Source organism: Streptomyces sp. NPDC046805, assembly GCF_040645355.1.
In the GTDB taxonomy this organism is placed as follows: domain Bacteria; phylum Actinomycetota; class Actinomycetes; order Streptomycetales; family Streptomycetaceae; genus Streptomyces.
This window is the reverse complement of record NZ_JBEYYC010000001.1, coordinates 472,909-494,464: the sequence shown is the minus strand read 5'-3', so window position 1 is coordinate 494,464 and position 21,556 is coordinate 472,909. Positions and strand designations below refer to the sequence as shown.

Annotated in this window: 16 protein-coding genes; 11 read left to right on the top strand and 5 right to left on the bottom strand. The window is 69.6% G+C overall.

What is annotated here, in order from left to right; genetic code table 11:
• Window positions 1-30: 30 nt before the first annotated feature.
• Window positions 31-1,074, bottom strand: coding sequence for an autoinducer 2 ABC transporter substrate-binding protein (locus ABZ910_RS02455; RefSeq protein ID WP_361357887.1), 1,044 nt, complete (start codon window positions 1,072-1,074; stop codon window positions 31-33).
• A gap of 206 nt (window positions 1,075-1,280) precedes the next feature.
• Here ABZ910_RS02455 and ABZ910_RS02450 point away from each other — a divergent pair, with 206 nt between their 5' ends.
• The 9 genes from ABZ910_RS02450 (at window position 1,281) to ABZ910_RS02410 (ending at window position 10,957) form a co-directional block, all read left to right on the top strand.
• Window positions 1,281-2,054, top strand: a complete 774-nt coding sequence (locus ABZ910_RS02450; RefSeq protein WP_361357884.1) for a DeoR/GlpR family DNA-binding transcription regulator — start codon at window positions 1,281-1,283, stop codon at window positions 2,052-2,054.
• A gap of 155 nt (window positions 2,055-2,209) precedes the next feature.
• A complete protein-coding gene (locus tag ABZ910_RS02445) occupies window positions 2,210-2,824 on the top strand; it encodes an XRE family transcriptional regulator (protein ID WP_361357881.1) in 615 nt (204 codons plus the stop codon).
• A 106-nt stretch (window positions 2,825-2,930) separates the two neighbouring features.
• On the top strand, window positions 2,931-4,130 hold the full coding sequence (locus ABZ910_RS02440; protein WP_361357878.1) for an FAD-binding oxidoreductase: 1,200 nt from the start codon (window positions 2,931-2,933) through the stop codon (window positions 4,128-4,130).
• Window positions 4,127-4,555, top strand: a complete 429-nt coding sequence (locus ABZ910_RS02435) for a (2Fe-2S)-binding protein (RefSeq protein ID WP_361357875.1) — start codon at window positions 4,127-4,129, stop codon at window positions 4,553-4,555. Before ABZ910_RS02440 ends, ABZ910_RS02435 begins: the two co-directional genes overlap by 4 nt.
• Complete coding sequence (locus tag ABZ910_RS02430) at window positions 4,552-6,057, top strand: FAD/NAD(P)-binding oxidoreductase (RefSeq protein ID WP_361357872.1); 1,506 nt, start codon at window positions 4,552-4,554, stop codon at window positions 6,055-6,057. Before ABZ910_RS02435 ends, ABZ910_RS02430 begins: the two co-directional genes overlap by 4 nt.
• The gene (locus ABZ910_RS02425) at window positions 6,054-6,992 is read left to right on the top strand and encodes a dihydrodipicolinate synthase family protein (RefSeq protein WP_361357869.1); all 939 of its coding nucleotides are present in this window, start codon (window positions 6,054-6,056) and stop codon (window positions 6,990-6,992) included. The genes ABZ910_RS02430 and ABZ910_RS02425 overlap by 4 nt, the downstream gene beginning before the upstream one ends.
• Entirely contained in the window at window positions 6,992-7,993 is a 1,002-nt protein-coding gene (locus tag ABZ910_RS02420; RefSeq protein WP_361357867.1) for a proline racemase family protein, read from the top strand. Before ABZ910_RS02425 ends, ABZ910_RS02420 begins: the two co-directional genes overlap by 1 nt.
• Window positions 7,994-8,027: 34 nt before the next feature.
• Entirely contained in the window at window positions 8,028-9,503 is a 1,476-nt protein-coding gene (locus ABZ910_RS02415) for an amino acid permease (protein WP_361357864.1), read from the top strand.
• Window positions 9,500-10,957 carry an aldehyde dehydrogenase (NADP(+)) gene (locus ABZ910_RS02410; RefSeq protein WP_361357861.1) on the top strand — a complete coding sequence of 486 codons (1,458 nt, stop codon included), beginning with the start codon at window positions 9,500-9,502 and terminating at the stop codon, window positions 10,955-10,957. The genes ABZ910_RS02415 and ABZ910_RS02410 overlap by 4 nt, the downstream gene beginning before the upstream one ends.
• A gap of 95 nt (window positions 10,958-11,052) precedes the next feature.
• Here the strand turns inward: ABZ910_RS02410 and ABZ910_RS02405 are convergent, their stop codons facing one another.
• Genes ABZ910_RS02405 through ABZ910_RS02395 form a run of 3 tightly spaced genes read right to left on the bottom strand, consistent with a single transcriptional unit; the run spans window position 11,053 to window position 17,050 of the window.
• Window positions 11,053-12,759 carry a thiamine pyrophosphate-binding protein gene (locus ABZ910_RS02405; protein WP_361357858.1) on the bottom strand — a complete coding sequence of 569 codons (1,707 nt, stop codon included), beginning with the start codon at window positions 12,757-12,759 and terminating at the stop codon, window positions 11,053-11,055.
• Window positions 12,760-12,804: 45 nt separating this feature from the next.
• Window positions 12,805-14,178, bottom strand: coding sequence for a hypothetical protein (locus ABZ910_RS02400; RefSeq protein WP_361357856.1), 1,374 nt, complete (start codon window positions 14,176-14,178; stop codon window positions 12,805-12,807).
• 13 nt (window positions 14,179-14,191) lie between these two features.
• Window positions 14,192-17,050, bottom strand: a complete 2,859-nt coding sequence (locus ABZ910_RS02395) for a peroxidase family protein (RefSeq protein WP_361357853.1) — start codon at window positions 17,048-17,050, stop codon at window positions 14,192-14,194.
• Window positions 17,051-17,599: 549 nt separating this feature from the next.
• Here ABZ910_RS02395 and ABZ910_RS02390 point away from each other — a divergent pair.
• Entirely contained in the window at window positions 17,600-18,223 is a 624-nt protein-coding gene (locus ABZ910_RS02390) for a lasso peptide biosynthesis B2 protein (RefSeq protein ID WP_361357851.1), read from the top strand.
• Window positions 18,224-18,284: 61 nt separating this feature from the next.
• Window positions 18,285-20,045: an asparagine synthase-related protein gene (locus ABZ910_RS02385; RefSeq protein WP_361357848.1), complete on the top strand. Its 1,761-nt coding sequence runs from the start codon at window positions 18,285-18,287 to the stop codon at window positions 20,043-20,045.
• On the opposite strand, the gene ABZ910_RS02380 is transcribed toward ABZ910_RS02385, so the two are convergent.
• Window positions 20,029-21,249 (bottom strand): hypothetical protein, encoded by a 1,221-nt coding sequence (locus ABZ910_RS02380; protein ID WP_361357845.1) that lies wholly within the window; start codon window positions 21,247-21,249, stop codon window positions 20,029-20,031. The genes ABZ910_RS02385 and ABZ910_RS02380 overlap by 17 nt on opposite strands.
• Between the last annotated feature and the right edge of the window lie 307 nt (window positions 21,250-21,556).

The following is a 21,556-nucleotide window of genomic DNA, read 5'->3' as shown; positions in this document are numbered from 1 at the left end:
GCGCACGCGCGAGCCCACGCCTCTGAACGATCAGAAGCCGTACTTCTTGGCGGTCTTGGCGTCCGCTTCGATGGATGCGTCACCGACGAACACGTTGTCGTAGCCCTTGAGCTTCTTGAGGTGGTGGTAGCCCTTGAGGCCCAGGTCCGTGCCCGCCGTGATCTTGCCGCCGCGGGTGAGGATCCGGGCGATCTCGAGCTGCGCCTGACCGGCGAGGGCGGGGTCCCAGAAGAAGATCTTGTCGATCGCTCCGGTCGCGAGGTACTTGGACGCCGCCGAGGGGATCGACGTACCCATCACGCACGTGTCCTTCTCGCGGCCGGCCTCTTCGACGGCACGGGCGATGCCCGGCACGTCGTTACCGGCCGAGCCCTGGAAGCCCTTGATGTTCGGGTGCTTGGCGAGCACCTCCTTGGCCTTCTCGTACGCCGCGGCCTCGTTGTCGGTGCTCTCGATCGGGTCCTCGACGCGCTTCATGCCGGGGAACTTCGCCTTCTGGTAGTCGTACGCCGCACCGACCCACTCCATGTGCGTCTTCGCGGTCAGCCCACCGACGAACTGGACGTACTCCCCCTTGCCGCCCATGCATTGACCGAGATTCTTCATGATCTGCTGGCCGTAGGCGGCGTTGTCGAACGCCTCGATGTCGGCGTCGACGTTCTTGATGCCCGTCGCCTCGTGGGAGACCGTGATGATGCCTTTGGCCCTGGCCTGCGCCAGGACGCCGGAGAGGGCCTCGGGCGAGTTCGGCACCACGGTGATGGCCTTCGGCTTCTGGGCGATGAGGTCCTGGATGATCTGGATCTGCTTCTCCGGGCTGACGTCGTCCGCGCCCTCGGTGCGGGTGTCGATGCCGGTGCGCTTGCCGTAGGCCCGCACGCCTTCGTCCATGCGATCGAACCAGGCGATGCCCTTGACCTTGACGACGGTGACCATCGCGTTGCCCGACGCCCCGCTGCTCTTGGCACTGGCGCCGCCGGCGGGGCCCGCCCCACCGCTCATGGAGCCACAGCCTGCCATGGTCAGGGTCAAGAGGCCCGCGGCCACCGCACCTGACATCCGCACCAGCTTCATCCGATCGCTCCTTCGCAGATCGTGTGACGCGAACTCCTGGGTCCGCGCACCGAATCGCCCGATGCGCGCAAACATTAGGGCGGCTCCGTGCACCTGTCGAGACTTTCGTCAGGACTGCTTGCCTGAATCCGTGCATACTCTGCACGAATTCAGGCGTCGCACGCTGCGCGCTGCTAGCATTTCGCTCAAAACGAGGAGGGTGCCTGATGTCGCGCCGTCAGCAGATCGTCGAACTCATCGAAGAGCGCGGTTTTCTGAGCGTCACCATGCTCGCCCGGCAGTTCGGCGTCGACGCGTCGACCATTCGCCGCGACCTGGACAGGCTGGCTGCGGATGGGGAGATCCTGCGGACACACGGCGGCGCCGCACCCGTCGAGGCCCCCGCGCCCAGCCATGGGGCCGTTCCCCAGCTGCCCGAGAAGCAGGCGATCGGGGCCGCCATGGCCGAGCGGATTCGCGAGAACCAGACGGTTCTCCTCGACAGCGGGACCACGTGCCTGGAAGTGGCGCGTCACCTCGACCACTCGCACCTCACGGTCGTCACCCACGATCTGCTCGTCGGCGTCGAGGTCGCCCGCAAGCCCCAGATCAACCTGGTTTTCATCGGCGGCGAGTTGCTGCCCACTAGCACGTCGATGTGGGGACCCACGTCGTTGCAGCAACTCGAGAACATGCGCTTCAACGTCGCGGTCTTCAGCGCATACGCGGTGATGGACGACGGGATCTACGCGAGCTCCAGCTACTCGATCGAGCTCAAGCGCAAGATGCGGTCCGTGGCGACCGAGGCCTTCTTCGTCGCCGACAGCACCAAGTTCGGACGCGAGGCCCTCTTCAAGGTCTTCGGGTTCGAGGACTTCACCGCCGGCCTCACCGACACCACGCTCGATCCGATCCGGGCGGCCCACTGCCCGGTTCCGCTCATCCGGGTCAGCCCTTCGCCGACCGCTCAGCCGGCCGGCCGTGGTCGATCGTCTCACTGACCGTCGGCAGGTCGTCGCCTCGCCCCTGTCTCCCTTGGTCCGGCACAGAGGTGGTGCGCTGCCCGAGAAAGTCTCATCCTGATCCGTGTAGCGAACGCAGCCGAGCGGCACCCGTACGCTATATCGAACGGCAGCGAAAGGGTAGGGGTGACATCGTGAGCGTCTCCGACGGTTCGATCCGGGGCATGCTGGCGGCCAATCTGAGACGGGCCAGGACCCAGCGGGGGCTGTCGCTCTCCGAGCTGTCAAGGCGGTCGAAGATCGGCAAGGCGACGCTGTCGCAGCTGGAGTCCGGAGCGGGCAATCCCACCATCGAGACGGTGTTCAGCCTGTCCCGGGTGCTCGAGGTGCCGATCTCGGACCTGCTGGACACCCCGCCCACCGGTGAACTGACCGTCGTACGCGCCGCGGAGACGGAGGTGCTCAGCGGCGAGGGCGTGGATCTGCGCCCGCTGCAGCGGATCGAGTCCGGCGATGCCGTCGTCGAGGTCTTCGATCAGCGGGTACGGGCCGGGTGCCGGCAGGAGTCGCTCGGCCATGTGGGCACCGAGCACACCATCGTGCAGGCCGGGCGGCTCGGTGTGCGGGTGGAGGGTGAGGAAGTGGAGCTGGGCCCGGGCGACTACGTGCGCTTCGACGCCTCGCGGCCGCACAGTTACACGGCACTCGACGGCGAGGTGCGCTCGGTCCTGCTGCTGCAGTACGGGGCGGAGCAGCGGCTCCACCTGTCCGACCCGGGACTCGCCGGCGCCCGCCCGGTGGAGGGATAGTTCGCCGCGGCGAGACCGCGGAACTCCTTTTCGTCGTGACCGTTGACAGACCGGCTGCCCGGTTCTACGTTCTCCGTCGTTCGCTTTAACGAACGGAGACGGTTCATTGTACGGAACGCGCGCGGTAGTTGTGGGTGCCGGGATCGTCGGCTGTGCCTGTGCTCGCGAGCTGGCCCTGGCCGGACTCGAGGTCACCGTCGTCGAGCGCGGAGCCGCCGCGTCGGCGACCACGGCGCACGGCGAGGGCAACGTACTCGTCTCCGACAAGGGACCGGGCCCCGAGCTGGAACTCGCCCAGTTGTCCCGGCGGTTGTGGCCCCAGGTGCTGGCGACTGTCGCCGAACGGTCCGCGCACGCGGCGCGGGCGGTGGAGTGGGAGCCCAAGGGCGGCATCGTCGTGGCGACGACCGACGCCGGAGCCCGCGAGTTGGCCCGCTTCGCCGCCGAGCAGCGCACGGCGGGCGTGCACACCGAGGTCCTCGACGCCGACGCGCTCGCCGCGGCGGAACCGTACGTCACCCGCGAACACGCCGCCGCCGTTCACTACCCGGAGGACGCTCAGGTACAGCCGGCCGCCGCGGCCGCCGCCCTGCTCACCGACGCCCTCGCGGCGGGCGCCACCCTGCGCACGGGCTGCGAGGTGCTCGCAGCGGTCACCCGTGGCGACCGGATCACCGCGGTCCGCACCTCGACCGGCCTGCTGGAGGCGGACTGCTTGGTCAACGCCGCGGGCCCCTGGGCCGGCGAACTGGCCGCGCGTCTCGGCGCCCCGGTGGACATCCGGCCCCGGCGCGGCGACGTACTGGTCACAACTCCTTTGCCGCCGACGGTCTTCCACAAGGTCTACGACGCGGACTACGTGGGAGCGGTCGGCAGCAGCGCGGAGGACCTGCAGACTTCGGCGGTGGTGGAGTCCACCCGCGGTGGCAGCGTGCTCATCGGCTCCTCGCGCCGCCGCGTCGGGTTCGACGACCGGCTGCGCCCCGAGGCGCTCTCGGCCGTCGCCGCCAAGGCGCTGCGGCTGTTCCCGGCGCTGGCCGAGGTCCCGGTGATGCGCGCCTACGGCGGATTTCGCCCCTACGTCCCCGACCACCTGCCCGTCATCGGCGCCGACCCAAGGCTGACCGGCCTCTGGCACGTCGGCGGCCACGAAGGCGCCGGCATCGGCCTGTCGGTGGGCAGCGCACGGCTGCTGCGCGAGCTGATGCTCGGTCAGCCGACGGACATCGACACGACCCCGTTCCGGGTGGACCGTGCGGCCGTGCTCGGCGGCAGCACACGCACCACCAGGGAGGAGACGGCATGAGCCCCAGACGTGTCCGCGGCGAGTACGACACCGTCGGACGGCGCGACCGGCCGCTGCGGATCACCGTCGACGGCGAGCCCGTCGACGGCATCGAGGGCCAGACCCTGGCGGGCGTCCTGCTCGCCTCCGGCCGCCTGGCCTGGCGCCAGGGCCGCTCCGGCGCACCTCGCGGAGTGTTCTGCGGCATCGGCGTCTGCTTCGACTGCCTGGTGACCGTGGGCGGCGAGCGCGACGTCCGCGCCTGCCGCCGCCGGGCCCGCGACGGCGACGTGGTCACCACACAGACCCGGCAGCCGGAGACCGGCCGGGAAGCGGGTCGGGAGGCGAGCCGGAAGACGGACCGGAACACCGGCCGGGAGACGAGTCGGGAGACGGGCCCGGAGGGCCACAGCCACCCCGACCTGCCAGGAGAGGAGGCAAGGTGACGACGCGCCATGTGGCCGTGGTCGGCGCGGGACCCGCGGGCCTCGCCGCGGCGGAGGCCGCGCTCGGCGCCGGCGCCCGGGTCACGCTGATCGACTCGGCCGACCGGCCCGGCGGCCAGTACCACCGCATGCTGCCCGAGGCCTACGACGCCGCCCACCCCGAGCGGCTCCAGCACGGCTGGCGGTCCTTCGACCGGCGCCGCCGCCGGGTGCTCGCCCACCCGCGGTGCGTCTGGTGGCCCGAGACCTCGGTCTGGGCCCTGGAACGCCCGGACCCGCACGAGCCCGGAGTGCCGCGGGTGCACGTGCTGCGCGGCCCGGCCGACGGCGGCCGCAGGAGCCGCCTGGTCCTCGAACCCGACGCGCTGGTGCTCGCCGCCGGCGCCCACGACCGCGTCCTGCCGTTCCCCGGCTGGGAGTTGCCCGGCGTGTTCACCGCTGGCGCCGCGCAGGCGCTCGCCAAGGGCGAACGGGTCGTCGTCGGTGACCGTGTGGTGGTCGCCGGTACGGGACCGTTCCTGCTGCCGGTGGCCGCCTCCCTGCTTGAGGCCGGCTCCCGCGTCCTGGAGCTGCTGGAGGCCAACACGGCGGGCACCCTCGCCCGCGGCTGGGCACGACGCCCCTGGCAGCTGGCGGCACACGGCGGCAAGTCCGGTGAACTCGCCGAGTACACCGCCCTGTTGCTCCGGCACCGGGTCCCCTGCCGCGTCGGCCGCACCGTCGTCGAGGCGCGCGGTGACGGCAGGGTCGAGGAGGTCGTCACCGCACGGCTGCGCGCCGACTGGTCGGTGGTGCCGGGCACCGAACGCACGATGCCGGTCGACGCGGTGTGCGTCAGCCACGGCTTCAGCCCCCAGCTGGAGCTGCCCGTGGCCGCCGGCTGTGCGCTGCGCGGCACACCGGGCGGCGAGTTCGTGGCCGTAGACGACGACCAGTGCACCAGCTGCCCCGGGGTGTACGCGGCCGGTGAGATCACCGGCGTCGCTGGCGCCCCGGCCGCGCGGGCGGAGGGTGCGCTCGCCGGATGGCTCGCCGGCGGCGGCGCATCGGACGCCCCCGCACTGCGCCCGCTGCGGCGCGGCCGGGACCAGGGCCGCGCCTTCGCCGAACGGCTGGCCCGCGCGCATCCCATCGGTGCGGCGTGGCCCGGGTGGCTGCGCCCCGAGACGGTCGTCTGCCGCTGCGAGGAGGCCGACTACGCCTCGCTGTGCCGGGCCGCCGGCAACGCGGCGAGCCGCGGCGCGCGCGTCACCAAGCTGGAGACGCGGGCCGGTCTCGGCCCCTGCCAGGGCCGTGTCTGCGGCCCCACGGTCGCGGAGCTCAGCGCCCGGCTGACCGGCCGTCCCGCCAAGTCCCCGGTCGAGGACCCCCGAACGGCAGGTCCGCACCACCGGCCGATCGCCCAGCCCATCCGGCTCGGTGAACTGGCCGCCACTCCCGAACCATCGCCCGAGAAGTCCACGCCCCGACCCCGATGCACGAAGACGGAGCAGAGTTCATGAGTGACACCAAGAAGCAGCAGCTGTCCCTGGGCGGGGTCGTGGTCGCCACCGCTCTGCCGTACCGCGAGGACGCGTCCGCCCCGGCCGGGCTGGCCGTCGACTACGACCGGTACGCCGAGCACTGCCGCTGGCTGGTCGACAACGGCTGCCACGGCGTCGGCCCGAACGGCTCGCTCGGCGAGTACTCCTCCCTGACCGACGAGGAGCGCCGCAGGGTGGCCCGTACCGCCGTCGATGCGGTCGGCGACTCGGGGAGCGTGGTCATCGGTGTCCACGGCGTCGGCTCGCACCAGGCCCGGCACTGGGCCGAGCTCGCGGCCGAGGACGGCGCCGACGGCGTGCTGTGCCTGCCGCCGACCATGTACCGCGCCAACCGTGGTGAGGTCCTGGCCCACTTCGAGGCCGTGGCGTCCGTCGGACTGCCGGTGATGGTCTACAACAACCCCATCGACACCAAGGTCGACCTGACCCCGGACCTGCTCGCCGAGATCTCCTGGATCGACAACGTCGTCGCGGTGAAGGAGTTCTCCGGCGACGTCCGGCGCGTTCTGGAGATCAAGGAGCGGGCGCCCGGCCTGGAGGTGATCAGCGGCGCCGACGACGTCGTACTGGAGAGCCTGCTGATGGGCGCCACCGGATGGTTCGCCGGCTTCCCGAACGTCTTCCCTGCGGAGTCCGCCCGCCTGTACGACCTGGCTGTCGCCGGCAAGCTGGCGGAGGCGCGGGCGCTGTACGAACCGCTGGTCGCGGCCTTCCGCTGGGACTCGCGCACCGAGTTCGTCCAGGCCATCAAGCTCGGCATGGAGCAGGTCGGCCGGTTCGGCGGCCCCTGCCGTCCGCCGCGCGGCCCGCTGACGCCGCAGATGCGCGAGCAGATCCAGGCCGACATGGCCCGCGCCATCGCCTCCCTGTCCCTCTCCCAGCAGGCCGTCTGATGCGGTCCGTCCGTACGATCAGCGCCGTCGACTCGCACACCGAGGGCATGCCCACCCGCGTCGTCGCCGGCGGCGTGGGGCTGATCCCGGGCGACACCATGGCCGAGCGGCGCCGCCACGCCGTGGAGCACCTGGACGAACTGCGCCGCTTCCTGGTCGACGAGCCGCGTGGCCACGCCGCGATGAGCGGCGCGATCCTCCAGCCGCCGACCCGCCCGGACGCCGACTGGGGTGTGCTCTACATCGAGGTCAGCGGGTTCCTGCCGATGTGCGGGCACGGCACCATCGGCGTGGCCACCGTCCTGGTGGAGACCGGGATGGTGCCGGTCACCGAACCGGAGACCACCGTGCGCCTCGACACGCCCGCGGGACTGGTCGAGGCGCGAGTCGCGGTCCAGGGCGGCCGAGCCGAGAAGGTCACCCTGCGCAACGTGGACGCCTTCGCGCTCGAACTCGACGCCACGGTGAAGGTGCCGGGTCTCGGGGACGTCCGCTACGACATGGCCTACGGCGGCAATTTCTACGCCATCGTCGAACTCGACCGGCTGGGCCTGCCGTTCGACCGGGCCCGCAAGGACGAGATCCTCGCCGCCGGCCTCGCCGTCATGCGGGCGGTGAACGAGCAGAACCGGCCGGTGCACCCGGCCGACCCGCTCATCGCCGGCTGCAAGCACGTGCAGTTCCTGGCCCCGGGCTCCACCGCCCGGCACTCCCGCAACGCCATGGCGATCCATCCCGGCTGGTTCGACCGCTCACCGTGCGGCACGGGCACCTCGGCCCGGATGGCGCAGTTGAACGCGCACGGCGAACTGCCCCTGCACACCGAGTTCGTCAACGAATCCTTCATCGGCACCCGGTTCACCGGTCGCCTGGTCGGCACCACCGAAGTGGGCGACCTGCCCGCCGTCGTGCCCGAGTTCTCCGGCCGCGCGTGGATCACCGGCACCGCGAACTACCTGCTCGACCCGAGCGATCCGTTCCCGCACGGATTCGTGCTCTAGACGCCCCTGTCCGCACGCACCGGGAGGGACCCTCATGTCCCGCACCACACCAGTAAGACGGTACGACCAAGCCCCTCCCGGTGAGGGGCTGTTCTCCAGGACGGGCGTCTTCCGCCTCAAGCCCGTCGACTCCTCGGAGGAGGAGACCAGCGGCGGACTGCGCCGGACCATGGGACTGTGGCAGCTGGTCGCCCTCAGCCTCGGCGGTCTGGTCGGCGCGGGCGTCTTCTCACTCGCCGGGGTCGTGGCCCACCAGGACGCCGGACCCGGCGTGATGATCTCGTTCCTGATCGCGATCATCGCCAGCGCCGCGGCGGCGCTGTGCTACGCGGAGTTCGCCGGCACCATCCCCAAGGCCGGCTCGGCCTATACCTACTCCTATGCCGCGCTCGGCGAGATCGTCGGCTGGGCGATCGGCTGGGACCTGCTGCTGGAGTACACGGCGATCGTCGCGGTGGTGGCCATCGCCGTGTCCGGATACCTCTCGTACATCCTTCAGCACATCGGTATCGACCTGCCGAACTGGATGCTCGGCGCCCCGGGCACCGGATCGGGCCACCGGGTGGACCTGCTCGCCGCCCTGCTGTGCCTGCTGCTGGCCTTCGTGCTCTCGCGTGGCACCAAGGAGTCGGCCCGCTTCGAAACCGCCCTGGTGGCGGTCAAGTTGGCCATCGTCGCCCTGGTGATCGTCGTCGGCGCCTTCCACATCTCGGGGGGCAACTACCACCCCTTCCTCCCCTTCGGGATCGGCGGTGCGTTCACCGGCGCGGCGACCACGTTCTTCGCGGTCTACGGGTACGACGCCATGAGCGCGGCGGCGGAGGAGAGCGCCGAGGCCAAGAAGGTGCTGCCGAAGGCGATCGTGGTCTCGCTCGGCATCGCGGCGGTCATCTACCTGCTGGTCTGCGTCGTGCTGCTGGGCATGCAGAACTACCGCGACATCGACGTGAAGAGCCCGTTCTCCAGCGCGCTCTCCTCGGTCGGCCTGGGCGGCCTGGGCATGGTGGTCGCCATCGGTGCCGTCATCGGCATCACCACCTCCGCGTTCGCCAACATGCTCGCCGTCTCTCGGGTCTGGTTCTCCATGAGCCGCGACGGACTGCTGCCGCGCTACTTCGCCGAGAACCACCCGAGGCGACAGGTCCCGACACGGGTGATCTGGCCGGTCGGTATCGGCTCGGCCCTCATCGCCGGGCTCCTGCCCATCCGGGAGGCCGCCGACCTGACCAACATCGGCATTCTGATGGCTTTCATCGTGGTGGCGGTCGCCGTTGTGGTGATGCGCAGGACCAGGCCCGATCTGCCCCGTGCCTTCCGTACCCCCCTGGTGCCGCTGGTGCCGGCGGTGGGGGTCGCCTTCTCCGTCTGGCTGATCAGCAACCTGGACTGGGTGACCTGGGTGCGCTTCGCGGTGTGGATGGCGCTCGGGCTGATCGTCTACGGCCTCTTCGGCTTCCGGAACTCCGTGGAGAACCGGCCGCACACCCCTCAGAAAGGAGACAGCGTATGAGCGCCGTCGCTCTCGAACCGGACCAGGCGGTGGCCGCGGCCGCCGGCGCGGCCGGGGAATGGGCCGAGCAGAAGCCGGCCGTCAGAGCTCGCGCCCTGACGGCAGTCGCCGACGCCCTGGAAGCGGAGCGCGCGGAGTTGGTCGCGTTGGCCGACACCGAGACGCGGCTCGGCACCACCCGGCTGAACGGCGAGCTGACCCGCACCACTTTCCAACTGCGGCTCTTCGCTGACCAGTTGCTCGCCGGTGAGTTCCTCGACGTCCGGATCGACCGGCCGGATCCGCAGTGGCCGAGCGGCCCCCGACCCGACCTGCGCCGGTACCGGACCGGGATCGGCCCGGTGCTCGTGTTCGCGGCGAGCAACTTCCCCTTCGCGTTCAGCGTGGCCGGCGGGGACACGGCATCGGCCTGGGCGGCGGGATGTCCCGTGGTGGTCAAGGCGCACCCGGGACACCCGGAGCTGTCCCGCCTCACGGCGAGGATCATCCATCGGGCGCTGGCCGGCGCCGGAGCCCCGCCCGGGGTGTTCGGCCTCATCGAGGGCGAGCAGGCGGGCGTCGACGCGCTGCGCCACTCGTCCCTGCGCGCCGCTGCCTTCACCGGATCGCAGCGTGGTGGTCTGGCGCTCGCCCGCATCGCCGCCGAGCGTCCCGAACCCATCCCGTTCTACGGCGAGTTGGGCAGCGTCAACCCCGTGGTGGTCACGCCCCGTGCCGCCGAGGCACGCGGCGCGGAGATCGCGGGCGGCTACGTCGCCTCGCTCACGCAGGGCGCGGGCCAGTTCTGCACCAATCCCGGCCTGCTGTTCGTCCCGGCCGGGGACGGTCTCCTGGACGAGATCACCCGGCTGCTGGCCGAGGTCCCGGCCGCACCCATGCTCAACGAGCGGATCACCGACGCCTACGTCGACACCGCGGAGGGGCTGGCCCGGCGCCCTGGCGCACGCAAGGTGGTGTGGCCGGACGACCCGGCGGCGGCCCGGCCACGACTGCTGGCGATGGAACTGGCCGCCTTCGCGGCCGACCAGAAGAAGGCCGCCGAGGAATGCTTCGGTCCGCTGGGCCTGGTGGTCACCTACGAACGGCTGCGGGACGTCACCGACGCGATGGCCGCGCTGCCCGGACAGCTGACCGCCGGCCTGCACGCCGAGCCGGACGAGGCAGACGAACTCGGCCGACTGGCCGCGACACTGGCCGACCGCAGCGGCCGAGTGCTGTGGAACCAATGGCCCACCGGTGTGGCGGTGACCCACGCGATGCAGCACGGCGGGCCGTATCCCGCCACCACCGCGCCCGCCACCACATCGGTCGGCACCGCCGCGATCGAGCGGTTCCTCAGGCCGGTCGCCTACCAGTCGTGGCCACAGCGACTGCTCCCGCCACCCTTGCGCGACGACAACCCGTGGAAGGTGCCCCAACGGACAACGGGGTTTGCGCCGACGCGGGCTGACTGACAGAGAGCATGGGTGCGGGTGTCCCCGCAGGTGGCGGGGGGCCGTTGGAGGGATCGGCTTCACACCGTCGGGCCAAGTGGGGGTGGCGCCCCGGATCAGTCGCGGAAGCGCGCCTCGACGGCCTCGACGAGACCGTCGATCAGGCCGTCGGGCGAGGGGCTGTAGTGCGGGATGGCCCAGCGCGTGATTCTGGCGTCGATCACGGTGGGTCGACCGGAGGTCAGTGCCGCGCGGAACGCGTCCTCGAACTCCTCCAGCGTCTCGACGCGATAGCCGTCGGCGCCGCACGCACGCGCGTACGTCGCGAAATCCGGGTTCCGGAACTCGACCAGACCGGTCTCTCCGTATGCGTAGAGCTGGAAGAGCTTGATCAGCTTGAACTCCTCGTCGTCGAAGATGACCCAGATGACGGGGATCTCGTTCTCGACGGCAGTCATCAGCTCGAAACCGGACAGCGAATAGCACCCGTCCCCGCAGCCGACCACGACGGTCCGTTCCGGGTGCGCGACCTTGAGGCCGATGGCCCCGTTGACGTGCCCGGCCATCGGTCCGAAGGAACCGGCCTTGCGGAAGTTCTGCCCCTCCTCCAGCTCCACGTAGTACCCGAGCCAGGCCAGATGGGCGCCTGCGTCGGCGAGCAGGACACCGTCCGGCGGCAGCAAACGGCCGATGGCCTGCGCGAGCTCTCCGGGGTGGATCTTCCCGGGGAGGTGGGTGATGTGCCGCGCCTCGTAGTCCTGGCCTTCGACGGTGACCTCCGGCACCTCGCCGACCTTCCTCTCCAGGGCGTCGACGAGGGCCTTCACCGCCGGACGTGCGTCGGACAGGAGTGCGTGGTCGGGCCTGTAGGCCTTGCGGAACTCGGTCTCGGAGACGTTCACGTGGATGAGCAGCTTGTCCTTGAACAGGTCTTCGCGGTAGTTGAACGTGGCGTGCTGGTTGAGGGAGTTCCCGATGCACAGCACGACGTCGGCTTCACGGAAGGCCTTCCAGGCGCTCGAGTGGCCGCTGTCCGCGAAGACCCCCACCGCGAGCGGGTGGCTCTCGGACACGATGCCCTTGCCGTCCAGCGTGGTGAGCAGCGGGATCTGGAACCGCTCGATCAACCGCTTGATCTCCGGCCCCGCTCCGCTGCGGACGGCACCGAAGCCGACGAGTGCCACGATCCGCTCCCGCCTGGTGAGGGCGTCCGCCAGCACCGATGCGATCTCCTCCACCCGCGCCGGGTCGGGCAGAACCGGTGCGACGTCGAGCCGGATGGGCCGGAAGTTCGTGACCTCGACACCGCGGTGGGTCAGGTCCTCGGGTACGTGGATGTGCACGGGCCCGGGCCTGCCCTCGAACGCGATGTTGACCGCTTCCTCGAGGACGTCGCAGGTGTCGTCGATGTCGGTGAGCAGGAAGGACTTCTTGGTGGTGGCCGCGAACATCGCCTGCGAGTCGGGCGTCCGGTTCAGGCCCGAGGTCTCGTTGAGCGAGCCCCATCCCTGCCACTGCCTCGACGCGTACCCCGATACGGCGAGGACCGGGTACGAGTCGGACATCGCCACGGCCAGTCCCGAGAAAAGGTTGAACGCCCCGGGCCCCGCCGTTGCGAAACAGAAGCCGAGCCGGTCGGTGTACATGGCGTAGCCACAGGCCATGAAGGATGCGGCCTGCTCGTGTCGCGTGATGACCGGCCGGATCTGCCGGGAGTGCTTCAGCGCCAGCATGAGGCCGGCGGCGTTCTCCCCGGCACCGCCGAAAGCGGCCTGCACCCCGATGCCTTCCAGCCCCTTGACGATGGCTTCATAGACCCGCATGGCGCTCCCTTCGGTGTGCTTCCCGTTCCGGATCGGAGGGCACGGCTACACGTCCCATCGCGAGGCGTGCCGACGGTGGGCATCCGTCAGGCCGTTCATGAAGAACCGCTCGTAGTACTCGGATTCCAGATGGTGCGTCTGCAGCCAGATGCCGGGCACATGGATGGCGTCGGCGTGTGCGGGGAACCGCCCGTGGGTGGCGTGGATGTACACGCAGATGTCCCGTGCGCAGTCGATCACCTTTTGGTCGTACTCGCTGGCCTCGGCGAGGTATCGCGCTGCGTAGCCGTTCTTGTAGATGCGGCGAAAGGCCTCTTGGTCGTCGTAGATACCGCCCTTGCCGAACTTGCTCCGTACCACCGCGTCGACAGCTGCCTCCATCGACGGGTAGTTGGGCGGGCAGGCCCCCTTGATGAGGTGTTCGCCGTCTGCCCGCAACCCCACCGGGTGGGCGCGCAGGTTCGCGTACCTCGGCAGCGGCACCTGCCAGCGCAGGATGTCGGCGGGGCTGAAGCGCGGGGTCACGAAGTCGAAGCCGAGCATGCGGCCGTAGGTACGGGAGAACTTCGGGTCGCCCAGCATGATTTGGGGACTGATCGTGGCGTGGATCCAGGCGCCGAGTCCCATGGCGTCCGCGACCAGCATCATGTTCTGCAGCAGCAGGTCGGCCTCGATCTGGGTGCGCATCGGCCCCAGGGCGCCGAGCGGCAGCTTGAGATCAGGGTTGAGAAAGCCGTTCTTCATCCACTTCCTCACCCCGGCCGGGCGGTAGAAGTTACGGTCGTCGACGAGGGTGGGCCGGGCTCCCTCGGGCTGGGTGAGCAGGTACATCAGCGCGTTGATGTACTGGTGGGAGAGATCGACGACCGGCAGGAAGAGCGTGGTGCCCTTCAGGTTGGACAGGAAGCGGTTGGAGTCGAGGTAGGCCGGGAAGTCGCGCATCCCCTCGGCGACGTCCAGGCGGTGGTCCAGCACTTTCACCTTCGACTGGCGCGCCCGCTCGATCAGCGTGTCGGGGTCGAATGCCGCACCCGCGGACGGCGGCAGCTTCCTCAGGAAGTAGGTGCCACTGTCGTTGATCATGAAGAAGTGGGTGCCCTGCGCGTTGTCGGGGCTGCCCGCCGTGCGCCCCACCATGTTCAGGTTCGGCTTGGCCATGATGGGCTGGTGGTCGCGTGGGTCCTCGAAGGGCCGGTCCGGCATGGTCAGCCCCGAGCAGCCGGTGAGGGCGATGAGTACCGCTTCCTCCAGCTCTCCGAGCGGCATCGGTTGGTGCGGGGATTCGTAGCTCATCGACCTGGCCGGCACGGACGCGCCTCGGCTGACGCGGTGGGTACGCCGTTTGAAGACCGTCTGCAACAGCGGCCGGGCGAGGAGATCTTCGAGACCGACGTGCCTGGCCTTCTCCTGTACGGACATCTCCTGCTCCCGATCAGTCGCGGTCGACGGCGCCGTTGTTGGTGACGGGCTGGACAGCGCGCCAGGGCGCGAACGCGCTGGCGGTGCGCGGAAGGAAGCTCGCCAACTCAGGGCAGTGGCGCTGGATGACGCTCGTCATGCCGTTGCGTTCGACCCAGTCCATGCCCAGCGGGGTGTAGACCTCGGGCCTGAAGTCGACCGTGAGGAAGCGGTCGCTCTGCAGCCGCCGACTGGCCATCAGGATGAAGATGCGGAAAGCGGTGTCGCTGAAGCCGAAGCCCTCGGGGGGATTCTCGGCGAAGAGCCCCACCATGGTGTCGATGTCGTCGACCGACCGGTACACGTCCTTCAGCCGTGCGACCGTCTCCGGATCGGAGGAGAGTTCTTCGAACCGACGGATCCGCGGCTTGTGAAGGCCTGCCAGGAAGTCGTTGTAGCGGGGGACGCCGCGGCGGCGGGTGCGCACCAGGTCGACCACGGACAGGTCGATCACCTCTCCTGCGCGCTCGAACGCCTGGAGCGCGCGCGGGAAGTTGTGCAGCGTGATCGCTCCCGGGTTCGCGATGCCCAGGGAGTACAGCGTGTCCACCAGACCGGTCTTGCGGATGAGCGGCTCCGTGGCGGTTCCCTGCACGTCCGCGAACGCGAGGGTGTCGAGCCGGTGGCCGAACCGGTGGTCGATGATCTCGAAGTCGTCCGGGATGAGCGGGTGCATCCGGTAGACGGTGGTGAACTCCTCCGTGAGGGAGTACGGCGCACCGTGGTGGTCGGGCATGGTCCTGGGAATGCCGCCGAGGTCGTGCGCTTCCAACAGCCACATGCCCAGCTGGTCGAGCCAGGTCCTGGGCGGTCCCTGCCAGTTGGTCTTCAAGGCGACGTCGATCGCCTTGGTGGCGAGGATCGCTGGAGTCCACTCGACGGTGTGGATCTTGGCGATCAGAGCTGCCACGACAAGGCGCGCCGTGTGGTAAATGCTGTCTTCGCTCATCTGCGGATACTCGTCCCGCAGCGCCTGGCAGACGGTGTTGTGCTCACGCGCGAACAGGGTCGTCATGGCGCTGAGGCCGAGCCACCAGCTGTCGCGGAAGCCGGTGATGGGGCCGCCGTTCGCGTTCGGCAGGTGCCCGTCCTCGAGCCGCAACTCGGCCCTGCCATCGGGCTCACGCAGGGACTTCGCGACGGATTCGGTGGCGCCGTAGATCTCCGAGCCGTCCCACCAGTGGGAGACGGCGCTGGCGAACTGGATCGGCGGCTGCCCGGGCTGGCCCACCGCCTCGTTCTCGGAGAAGCGCATCACTCTCTCCGGGTTTCCGCCCGGGGTGTTCTGCCAGGTCATGCCGGGTGGCAGCGGCACCTCGACCGACTTCTCGCCGACGGGGTATCGCTTGTGGTCGACCCAGTCGTGTACCTGGAACTGGATCCACGCGGCGGCAAGGACGTTCAGCGACGACGCGGGGATGAACCGGTCGCGGTGCAGCAGTTGCCTGCTGACGGTGACCGGATTCGGCGTGTCGAACAGGTCTGGTCGGTAGACCGGCGGCATGTTGCGGCCGAACACGGCGCCGACAGCGCCCATACGTGGGGCCGACAGGTCGTTCCAGGTGCCGTCGTAGGTGCGCCGGGTCCGCAGCTCCTCGCTGATGGGCTCCGGTGCCGACTGGGCGGCGGGCGGGGCCTCGTGGATGTCGGTGTCGATGAGGTTGTACCGGCGCAGCGTCTGCCGGAAGGCCATGAGGTTGAGCAGGCCGAGCCGGGTGGGCAGCCGGTGCCACGGGACGAAGCGGTTGGCGGCGCGGAAGACGGCTCGCAGCGGGACTCCGAGCACCGCGTTGCGCCGCGGCTCGACGGTGACGAAGCGCTCGCCCAGCCGGTGAGCGCTGCTCGCCTCGTAGGCGACCTTGCGGACACGGTTGAGGTTTCCAAGGGGGCGGAAGGCATCGGCGGTGTTCCACGGATTGAACGCCAGCTGGTCGATCCGCGAGGCGGCGGCGCGTGCCTCGGCGGTTGCGATGTCCTGGCGCGGGATCGTCAGTGTCGCCACGGGCAGGATGGGCGCATCCTCCTCCTTCCACTCGGCCGCGCCGTCCTCGATGGGCGTGCGCCTGGCGTCCGAGTAGCGCTGCACACACAGCTCGAAGACGAGATCCGCCCGACCGAGCCGGTCCGCGAGCTCACGCCGCAGGTAGTCGGGGTCGGTGCGGGAGGGATCCGGGGCTGAAGGGGCGTCGGCGGCGGGGCGCAGCTGATAGCGCACCGGTCCGGCGTCGCCCCACAGGATCGCGCCGCGGCTCCAGTACGTCTCCAGTGCCAGGCTGCGCACCGTGCGCCTGGCCCCCGCGACCACGTTGCGCCGCATGCGCGTGGCCGTGGACCAGCCAACTGCCAGGGGCAGCTTGACGAAGAACGCGAACGCCTTGCGGAGCCGTGAGTCCGCGCCTGCCATGGCCTTGGCGAAAGCGACGAACTCACGCGCGTTGCGGGCATGGGAGACCGGGAAGCTCGTCATCAGCAGATCGTGGGTCTCATCGGGACCCACCCGGACACGCAACGCCGCCCCCCGCAGATCGGGTGCGTAGTCGGGTTGACGGACCCCGCTCGCGTTGGACAGCCGGACCGTGACCGGGTACTCGGCTCCCGGCCTGGCGAAACCCGTCCGCAAGGCGTCGGGAAGATTGTCGTGGAACCTCAGCCGGGCGTTCTCCACACCGACGACCGTCTTGGCATGGAAAGTTCGTTGAATGCCCGCAGCGCCGCTACGCTCCTTCACCTTGAGCTGCACCCGCAGGAGGTCGCGTGCGAGCCGCTCGAAAATCAGCCGCTCAGCCTCCGCACTCCCGCCGACAAGTCGCTCGTACTGCTCCATCTCGTGCATGCGTGCCTCTTCGCGAAGGGGGCCACCCGCCACACGGAGACATCAGGGCCGTCCGGGACGAGGCGTCCGTACACGGAGCCCTTACCGATAGCCGTAGGTGTTCACTACGTTCAGGGCATCCCTACGTTCCATAATCTTGACGGACACATATGACAATCGCACAGAGAGTCGGGCAAAGGGGGTAATCATGGCGCGGTGACGGACAGTGCGTCCACCGACGTCGGGGGGAAAGAACACGGCGGACAAGTCCGTCCGGCGAATCACTCGCGCTTCGCGGCGCGGTCGCCGGCAGTCCGGTTGCGGGGCATTCAGGGCAGAGTAGCCTGAAACTTACCGAGGCTACCTGATCCTGGAGGTAGGCGATGTTTCTCCGACTGCTGCGGCGTCGTCGTACGCCGCGTCGGCTTGTCCGTCTCGGCAACGGCCGTCTGATCCGGGGGTACAGCGGCGGCTTCTACGACGGTCACGGACACCAGTCCTGACACCGTCCACAAGTCGATCCGGCCTGCCGCTGAGTCGTCGCGGCAGGCCGACCTTGGAGGGTGTGCGGTGGCAGAGGATGCCGATGCCCTGGCAGCCATGGCGCGGATCCTGTCACCGCATTGCCGTGTCACCAGGATGTCCGGTGGAGCGCTGATCGCGGACTGGAAGCGGACGCATTTTTTCGGGATGACGACGGCAGACATCCAGAAGTTCGCCGACGCAGGCTCCGCGGAACGCGCCGAACTCGCCGCAGGTCTCGTCCGTGCCGGGTGTGCGACGGCCCGCCGAAAGGAACAGTCGGACATCGAGGTCGGCCTCTGGCTGCACGGAGTGCACCTGCTGATCCGGACCATGGGATTCGGGCGCGTCCTTCGGCTCCTGTCCTTGGCGGCCCCGGATTACGCCCGTGCGGACCCGGCCTCCGCGGAGGACGTCGCACGGCTGAAACGAGCGGTGCAATCACACGGTCGCAGAAGCTGGTTCGTCAACGACGACTGCAAGGCCGAGGCCGTGACGGCCTTCGTCCTGCTGCGGCGCCGCGGTCTGAAGGCCGTGCTTCACGTGGGTGTACGTGAGCACCCGTTCGCCATGCACGCCTGGACGTCTTCGGCCGGCCTGTGCATCCCTGACGCCGATCCGCGCGGGCACGCGTTCTCTCCTGTCCTCTCGATCAATTGCAAAGGGCAGTGACGTGGAAGCACTTCACCTCGAGTGGGCCGGTGGCGAACCGAGGCTCTGGGCAGCCGAAGCCATGGCACGGCAGGGACTCGTGACGACGGTCTCCTCACGGGTCGGAACCGTGGCGGTCGCCGGCTGGGTCGGCTCGGTCCGTGACCGCGTGGCGGGCGCGCGCAGCCTCCTCGACGACTTCGGCCGACCGGGAGCCGCACCGCGCCTGCCGGCCGGCGACTATGCGGCCGTCCTGGTGTCCCGCGACCGCATCCTGCTGATGCGGGACGCGCAGGCACGCATCCCCCTGTTCTTCAGGGAGTCCGGTGGCCGTGTGACCGCGGTGAGTACCTCGGCGCGCCGCCTGGGCGGCGCAGCAGAGCTGGATCGTCGCTACTTCTGCCGGTACTTGACCGGGAACATGGCGCAACCGCACTCGGAGCTCACCCCCTTCGCCGGGGTACGCCGGATCCTTGGCGGCGAGGTGGTGGAACTTTCGGTCAGCGGGCAGATACGCGGTCGGGTGCTGCGGCGCGTCCGCCAGGCCCACGACCCGTCGGTGACGGCAGCAGACGGGCTCCGCCTCGACGGGGCCGCGAAGGACCTGCGCCTCGCGCTGGAGAACGCTGTCGGACGTCGTATGGGCAGGATGACGGCATGCCACGTGTCCGGCGGCACCGACTCCACCAGCGTCGCGTTGCTGACAGCACGACTTCTGGCCGCGGGGCGGGGCCGCCCTGGGGACCTTGTCCTGCTCGCCGGGCGCTTCGCCGGCGGAGAACTGGCTGAGGAGCAGCCCTACCTCGACGAGGCCATGGAAGAGATCCGCCGCCACGCACCCGCAGCCCATCCGGTGATCGTCGATGTCGGCGACGTAGCCGACTTCGACGACTTCCGGCATCACGCGGGAGACGCGGACGAACCGCATGCTCACGCCTTCCGCGCCCCGTTCTGGAGCAGGCTTCACGCCGCTGCGGCGGAACTGGGCTGTGACACCCTCATGACCGGCTGCGGCGCCGAACCGATCGCGGACGCCAACCCGCTGCACCTGCACAGGCTGGCCCGCACCGGACAGCTTCGGCAGATGACGAAGCAGGCACGTGCCTGGGCCGTAGGCAGCGAGCGGGGTGTGCGGGACGTCGTCTCCGCCTACGTCGTGCAGCCGGCCCTTCCGCTGACCGCCGAAAGGGTCACAGCGCTCGTCCGTCGCCGTGGAACGGTGCTCGGCGGCCTCGGCAACTTCGCCCGCCCTCGATGGCTGCGATCCGGATTCGCGCGGGCTCACGGCTACCGTGAGGCCAGCATCGCGGAGAGCCGCTTCGTGTTCGGGCGCAAGCCGGAACAGTCGTTCTACGACGCGGCCAACTACATCGCCGCTCCCGACCCGCTGTCCTGGCGCCGCGCACAGCAGGACGGGTTCTTCCTCTCGCACCCCTTCCTCGACGCGGAGGTCATCGCCACGATGCGCCGGCTCCCCGCCGAAGTGACGTTCCATCCGGGCCGTCCGAAGGCGGTCCTGCGCGAGGCCATGGCAGGTCTGCTCCCGCCCCGGATCCTCAGCCGAGTGGTCAAGGTCCCCTTCAACCAGCTCTACGCCCGCGGCCTGCGGACACACGGCGACGAACTCATCGACCTCTGCCGCTGTGCGAGGCATCCGCTGATCGCGGAGATGTTCGACGTCGAGACGCTGTGCCGGGCGGTGAGGGAGGCACAGCTGGGCATGGGCGACCCATACTCCTGGGATCGCATGAACAGCTCTCTCGCCCTTGTGATGTGGCTGGAGCAACTGGACCAGCGCTCCGGCGCGCTTGGAGCGGCCATGCCGGTCATCGCTGGCTCTTGATATCCCACAGTGGCCGTTCGACGGGGCCGATCATGGCTTGGACGAGACCGTACCGGCTCGTCATCTCGCGCGTTTCGGCACCGCTTCGTTCGCGGTCTTCCTCGCCCTGTCGCAGGATGGTTTCCGACACGGCTGCGCCACTCGTGCCGAACTGCCAATAGACAGTGAGGTAACGGGGGTCCATCGTATGCGTCGCGATCGCATTGTTTTCGTGCACCCTGGCGTGGTAGATGACGGTGTCGCTGTCCTTCTGCCTCTTCAGCCACTGGGGCACCTGGTCACGGCCAGACCACGAGTTCCCGATCGGGTGGATTTGCTCCAGGCCGAGCCGGTCCTTGCGCGCGAAGTCCGCGGTCGCGTAGAACGCCAACTGGTCGTATGGCGTGTCGATGGGCAGTTGCACAACTGTTTGAGTGAAGAACGCATCCCCCGCCTCGATCCAGTTTCCGACGGGCATCCATGGCTGCGCCGCCACCAGCTCACCGGGCTGGTGGATCTCCCTGCGGGAGAGCGGGTGCCTCTCCGAGACTCTGCTCCACTGCTCGGCATCAGCACGCCACTGCTCGCGAAGCCGGTCCTTCGAGCTCAGCGGCACCCGTTCCCCCATGGCGTGGAACTCGGTGCCGAGCACGTAGAAGCCCACATCGCTGTGGTTCTCGAGCCTGATGTCGACCGGCACGGCGAATGCCTTGTGGTCCGGACTCAGCACAGCCTTCCCCATGGTCATGGTGATTACGGGCTTGGCCCCGTGTTGGTTCGGCTGGTAGAGGTACTGGTAGCCGAAATTGGCCAGCGCGAGACCCGAGGAGATGATCACCGCCGCGGCCAACCGCTTCGGAGCGGGGACCTCGACGGATGTTCGCCACACTGCGAAGACAGCCCATGCCGAACCGGCCGTGAGCAGGCACCACAGCACCCGGTAGGCCGTGGAATCACCGTCCTTGAACGCCTCGAGCAGGAACATGACGTTGGCCAGCAATGCCGCGACCGTGCCGATCAGCGCGACGATCCCGGAGTAGGGGAAGCTGTTCCGGAACCAGTGGTCCACGAGCGCGGCTGCGCCCACCAACGTGGTGGCCGAGACCAGGATGAGGACGGCACCGGTGATGCGACCCGCGTAGGTCAGGGCCTCGCCGAGGTCTTCGAAGCCGATCCACCCCAGCGGCAGCGCCGTGAGAAGCAGAACCACCAGGATCAACGCCATGGTTGCCGGTGGCCGCCTGGTGCTCGTCGGGATCAGTAGGCCCCGCAGACGGGAGCCGACGTCGGACCAGGGGGGAGTCCTCACGTGAGGACCCCCTGACTCCACCGGCCGAGCGCGGTGTGCCGGCCGTGCCGATGGTGCCCGCGACCGGATGCACACCCGACTCGGCCGGGAAAATGGCCCGCCGATCGGCACCGGCGTACGCCAACTGGACCCACGGGGTGTCTCCTTCGACCGATGAAGCGCCGTCTGAGGAGCCCCTGCCGGCTTTCTGCGGCACGTACACGCCGTGGCGTCGCGGATCGTC

Coding starts and splice junctions, on each gene's coding strand:
- ABZ910_RS02455 (WP_361357887.1), bottom strand. CDS start 1,074: ATGAAGCTGGTGCGGATGTCAGGTGCGGTGGCCGCGGGCCTCTTGACC.
- ABZ910_RS02450 (WP_361357884.1), top strand. CDS start 1,281: ATGTCGCGCCGTCAGCAGATCGTCGAACTCATCGAAGAGCGCGGTTTT.
- ABZ910_RS02435 (WP_361357875.1), top strand. CDS start 4,127: ATGAGCCCCAGACGTGTCCGCGGCGAGTACGACACCGTCGGACGGCGC.
- ABZ910_RS02425 (WP_361357869.1), top strand. CDS start 6,054: ATGAGTGACACCAAGAAGCAGCAGCTGTCCCTGGGCGGGGTCGTGGTC.
- ABZ910_RS02420 (WP_361357867.1), top strand. CDS start 6,992: ATGCGGTCCGTCCGTACGATCAGCGCCGTCGACTCGCACACCGAGGGC.
- ABZ910_RS02415 (WP_361357864.1), top strand. CDS start 8,028: ATGTCCCGCACCACACCAGTAAGACGGTACGACCAAGCCCCTCCCGGT.
- ABZ910_RS02410 (WP_361357861.1), top strand. CDS start 9,500: ATGAGCGCCGTCGCTCTCGAACCGGACCAGGCGGTGGCCGCGGCCGCC.
- ABZ910_RS02405 (WP_361357858.1), bottom strand. CDS start 12,759: ATGCGGGTCTATGAAGCCATCGTCAAGGGGCTGGAAGGCATCGGGGTG.
- ABZ910_RS02400 (WP_361357856.1), bottom strand. CDS start 14,178: ATGTCCGTACAGGAGAAGGCCAGGCACGTCGGTCTCGAAGATCTCCTC.
- ABZ910_RS02395 (WP_361357853.1), bottom strand. CDS start 17,050: ATGCACGAGATGGAGCAGTACGAGCGACTTGTCGGCGGGAGTGCGGAG.
- ABZ910_RS02385 (WP_361357848.1), top strand. CDS start 18,285: ATGGCACGGCAGGGACTCGTGACGACGGTCTCCTCACGGGTCGGAACC.
- ABZ910_RS02380 (WP_361357845.1), bottom strand. CDS start 21,249: ATGGCGTTGATCCTGGTGGTTCTGCTTCTCACGGCGCTGCCGCTGGGG.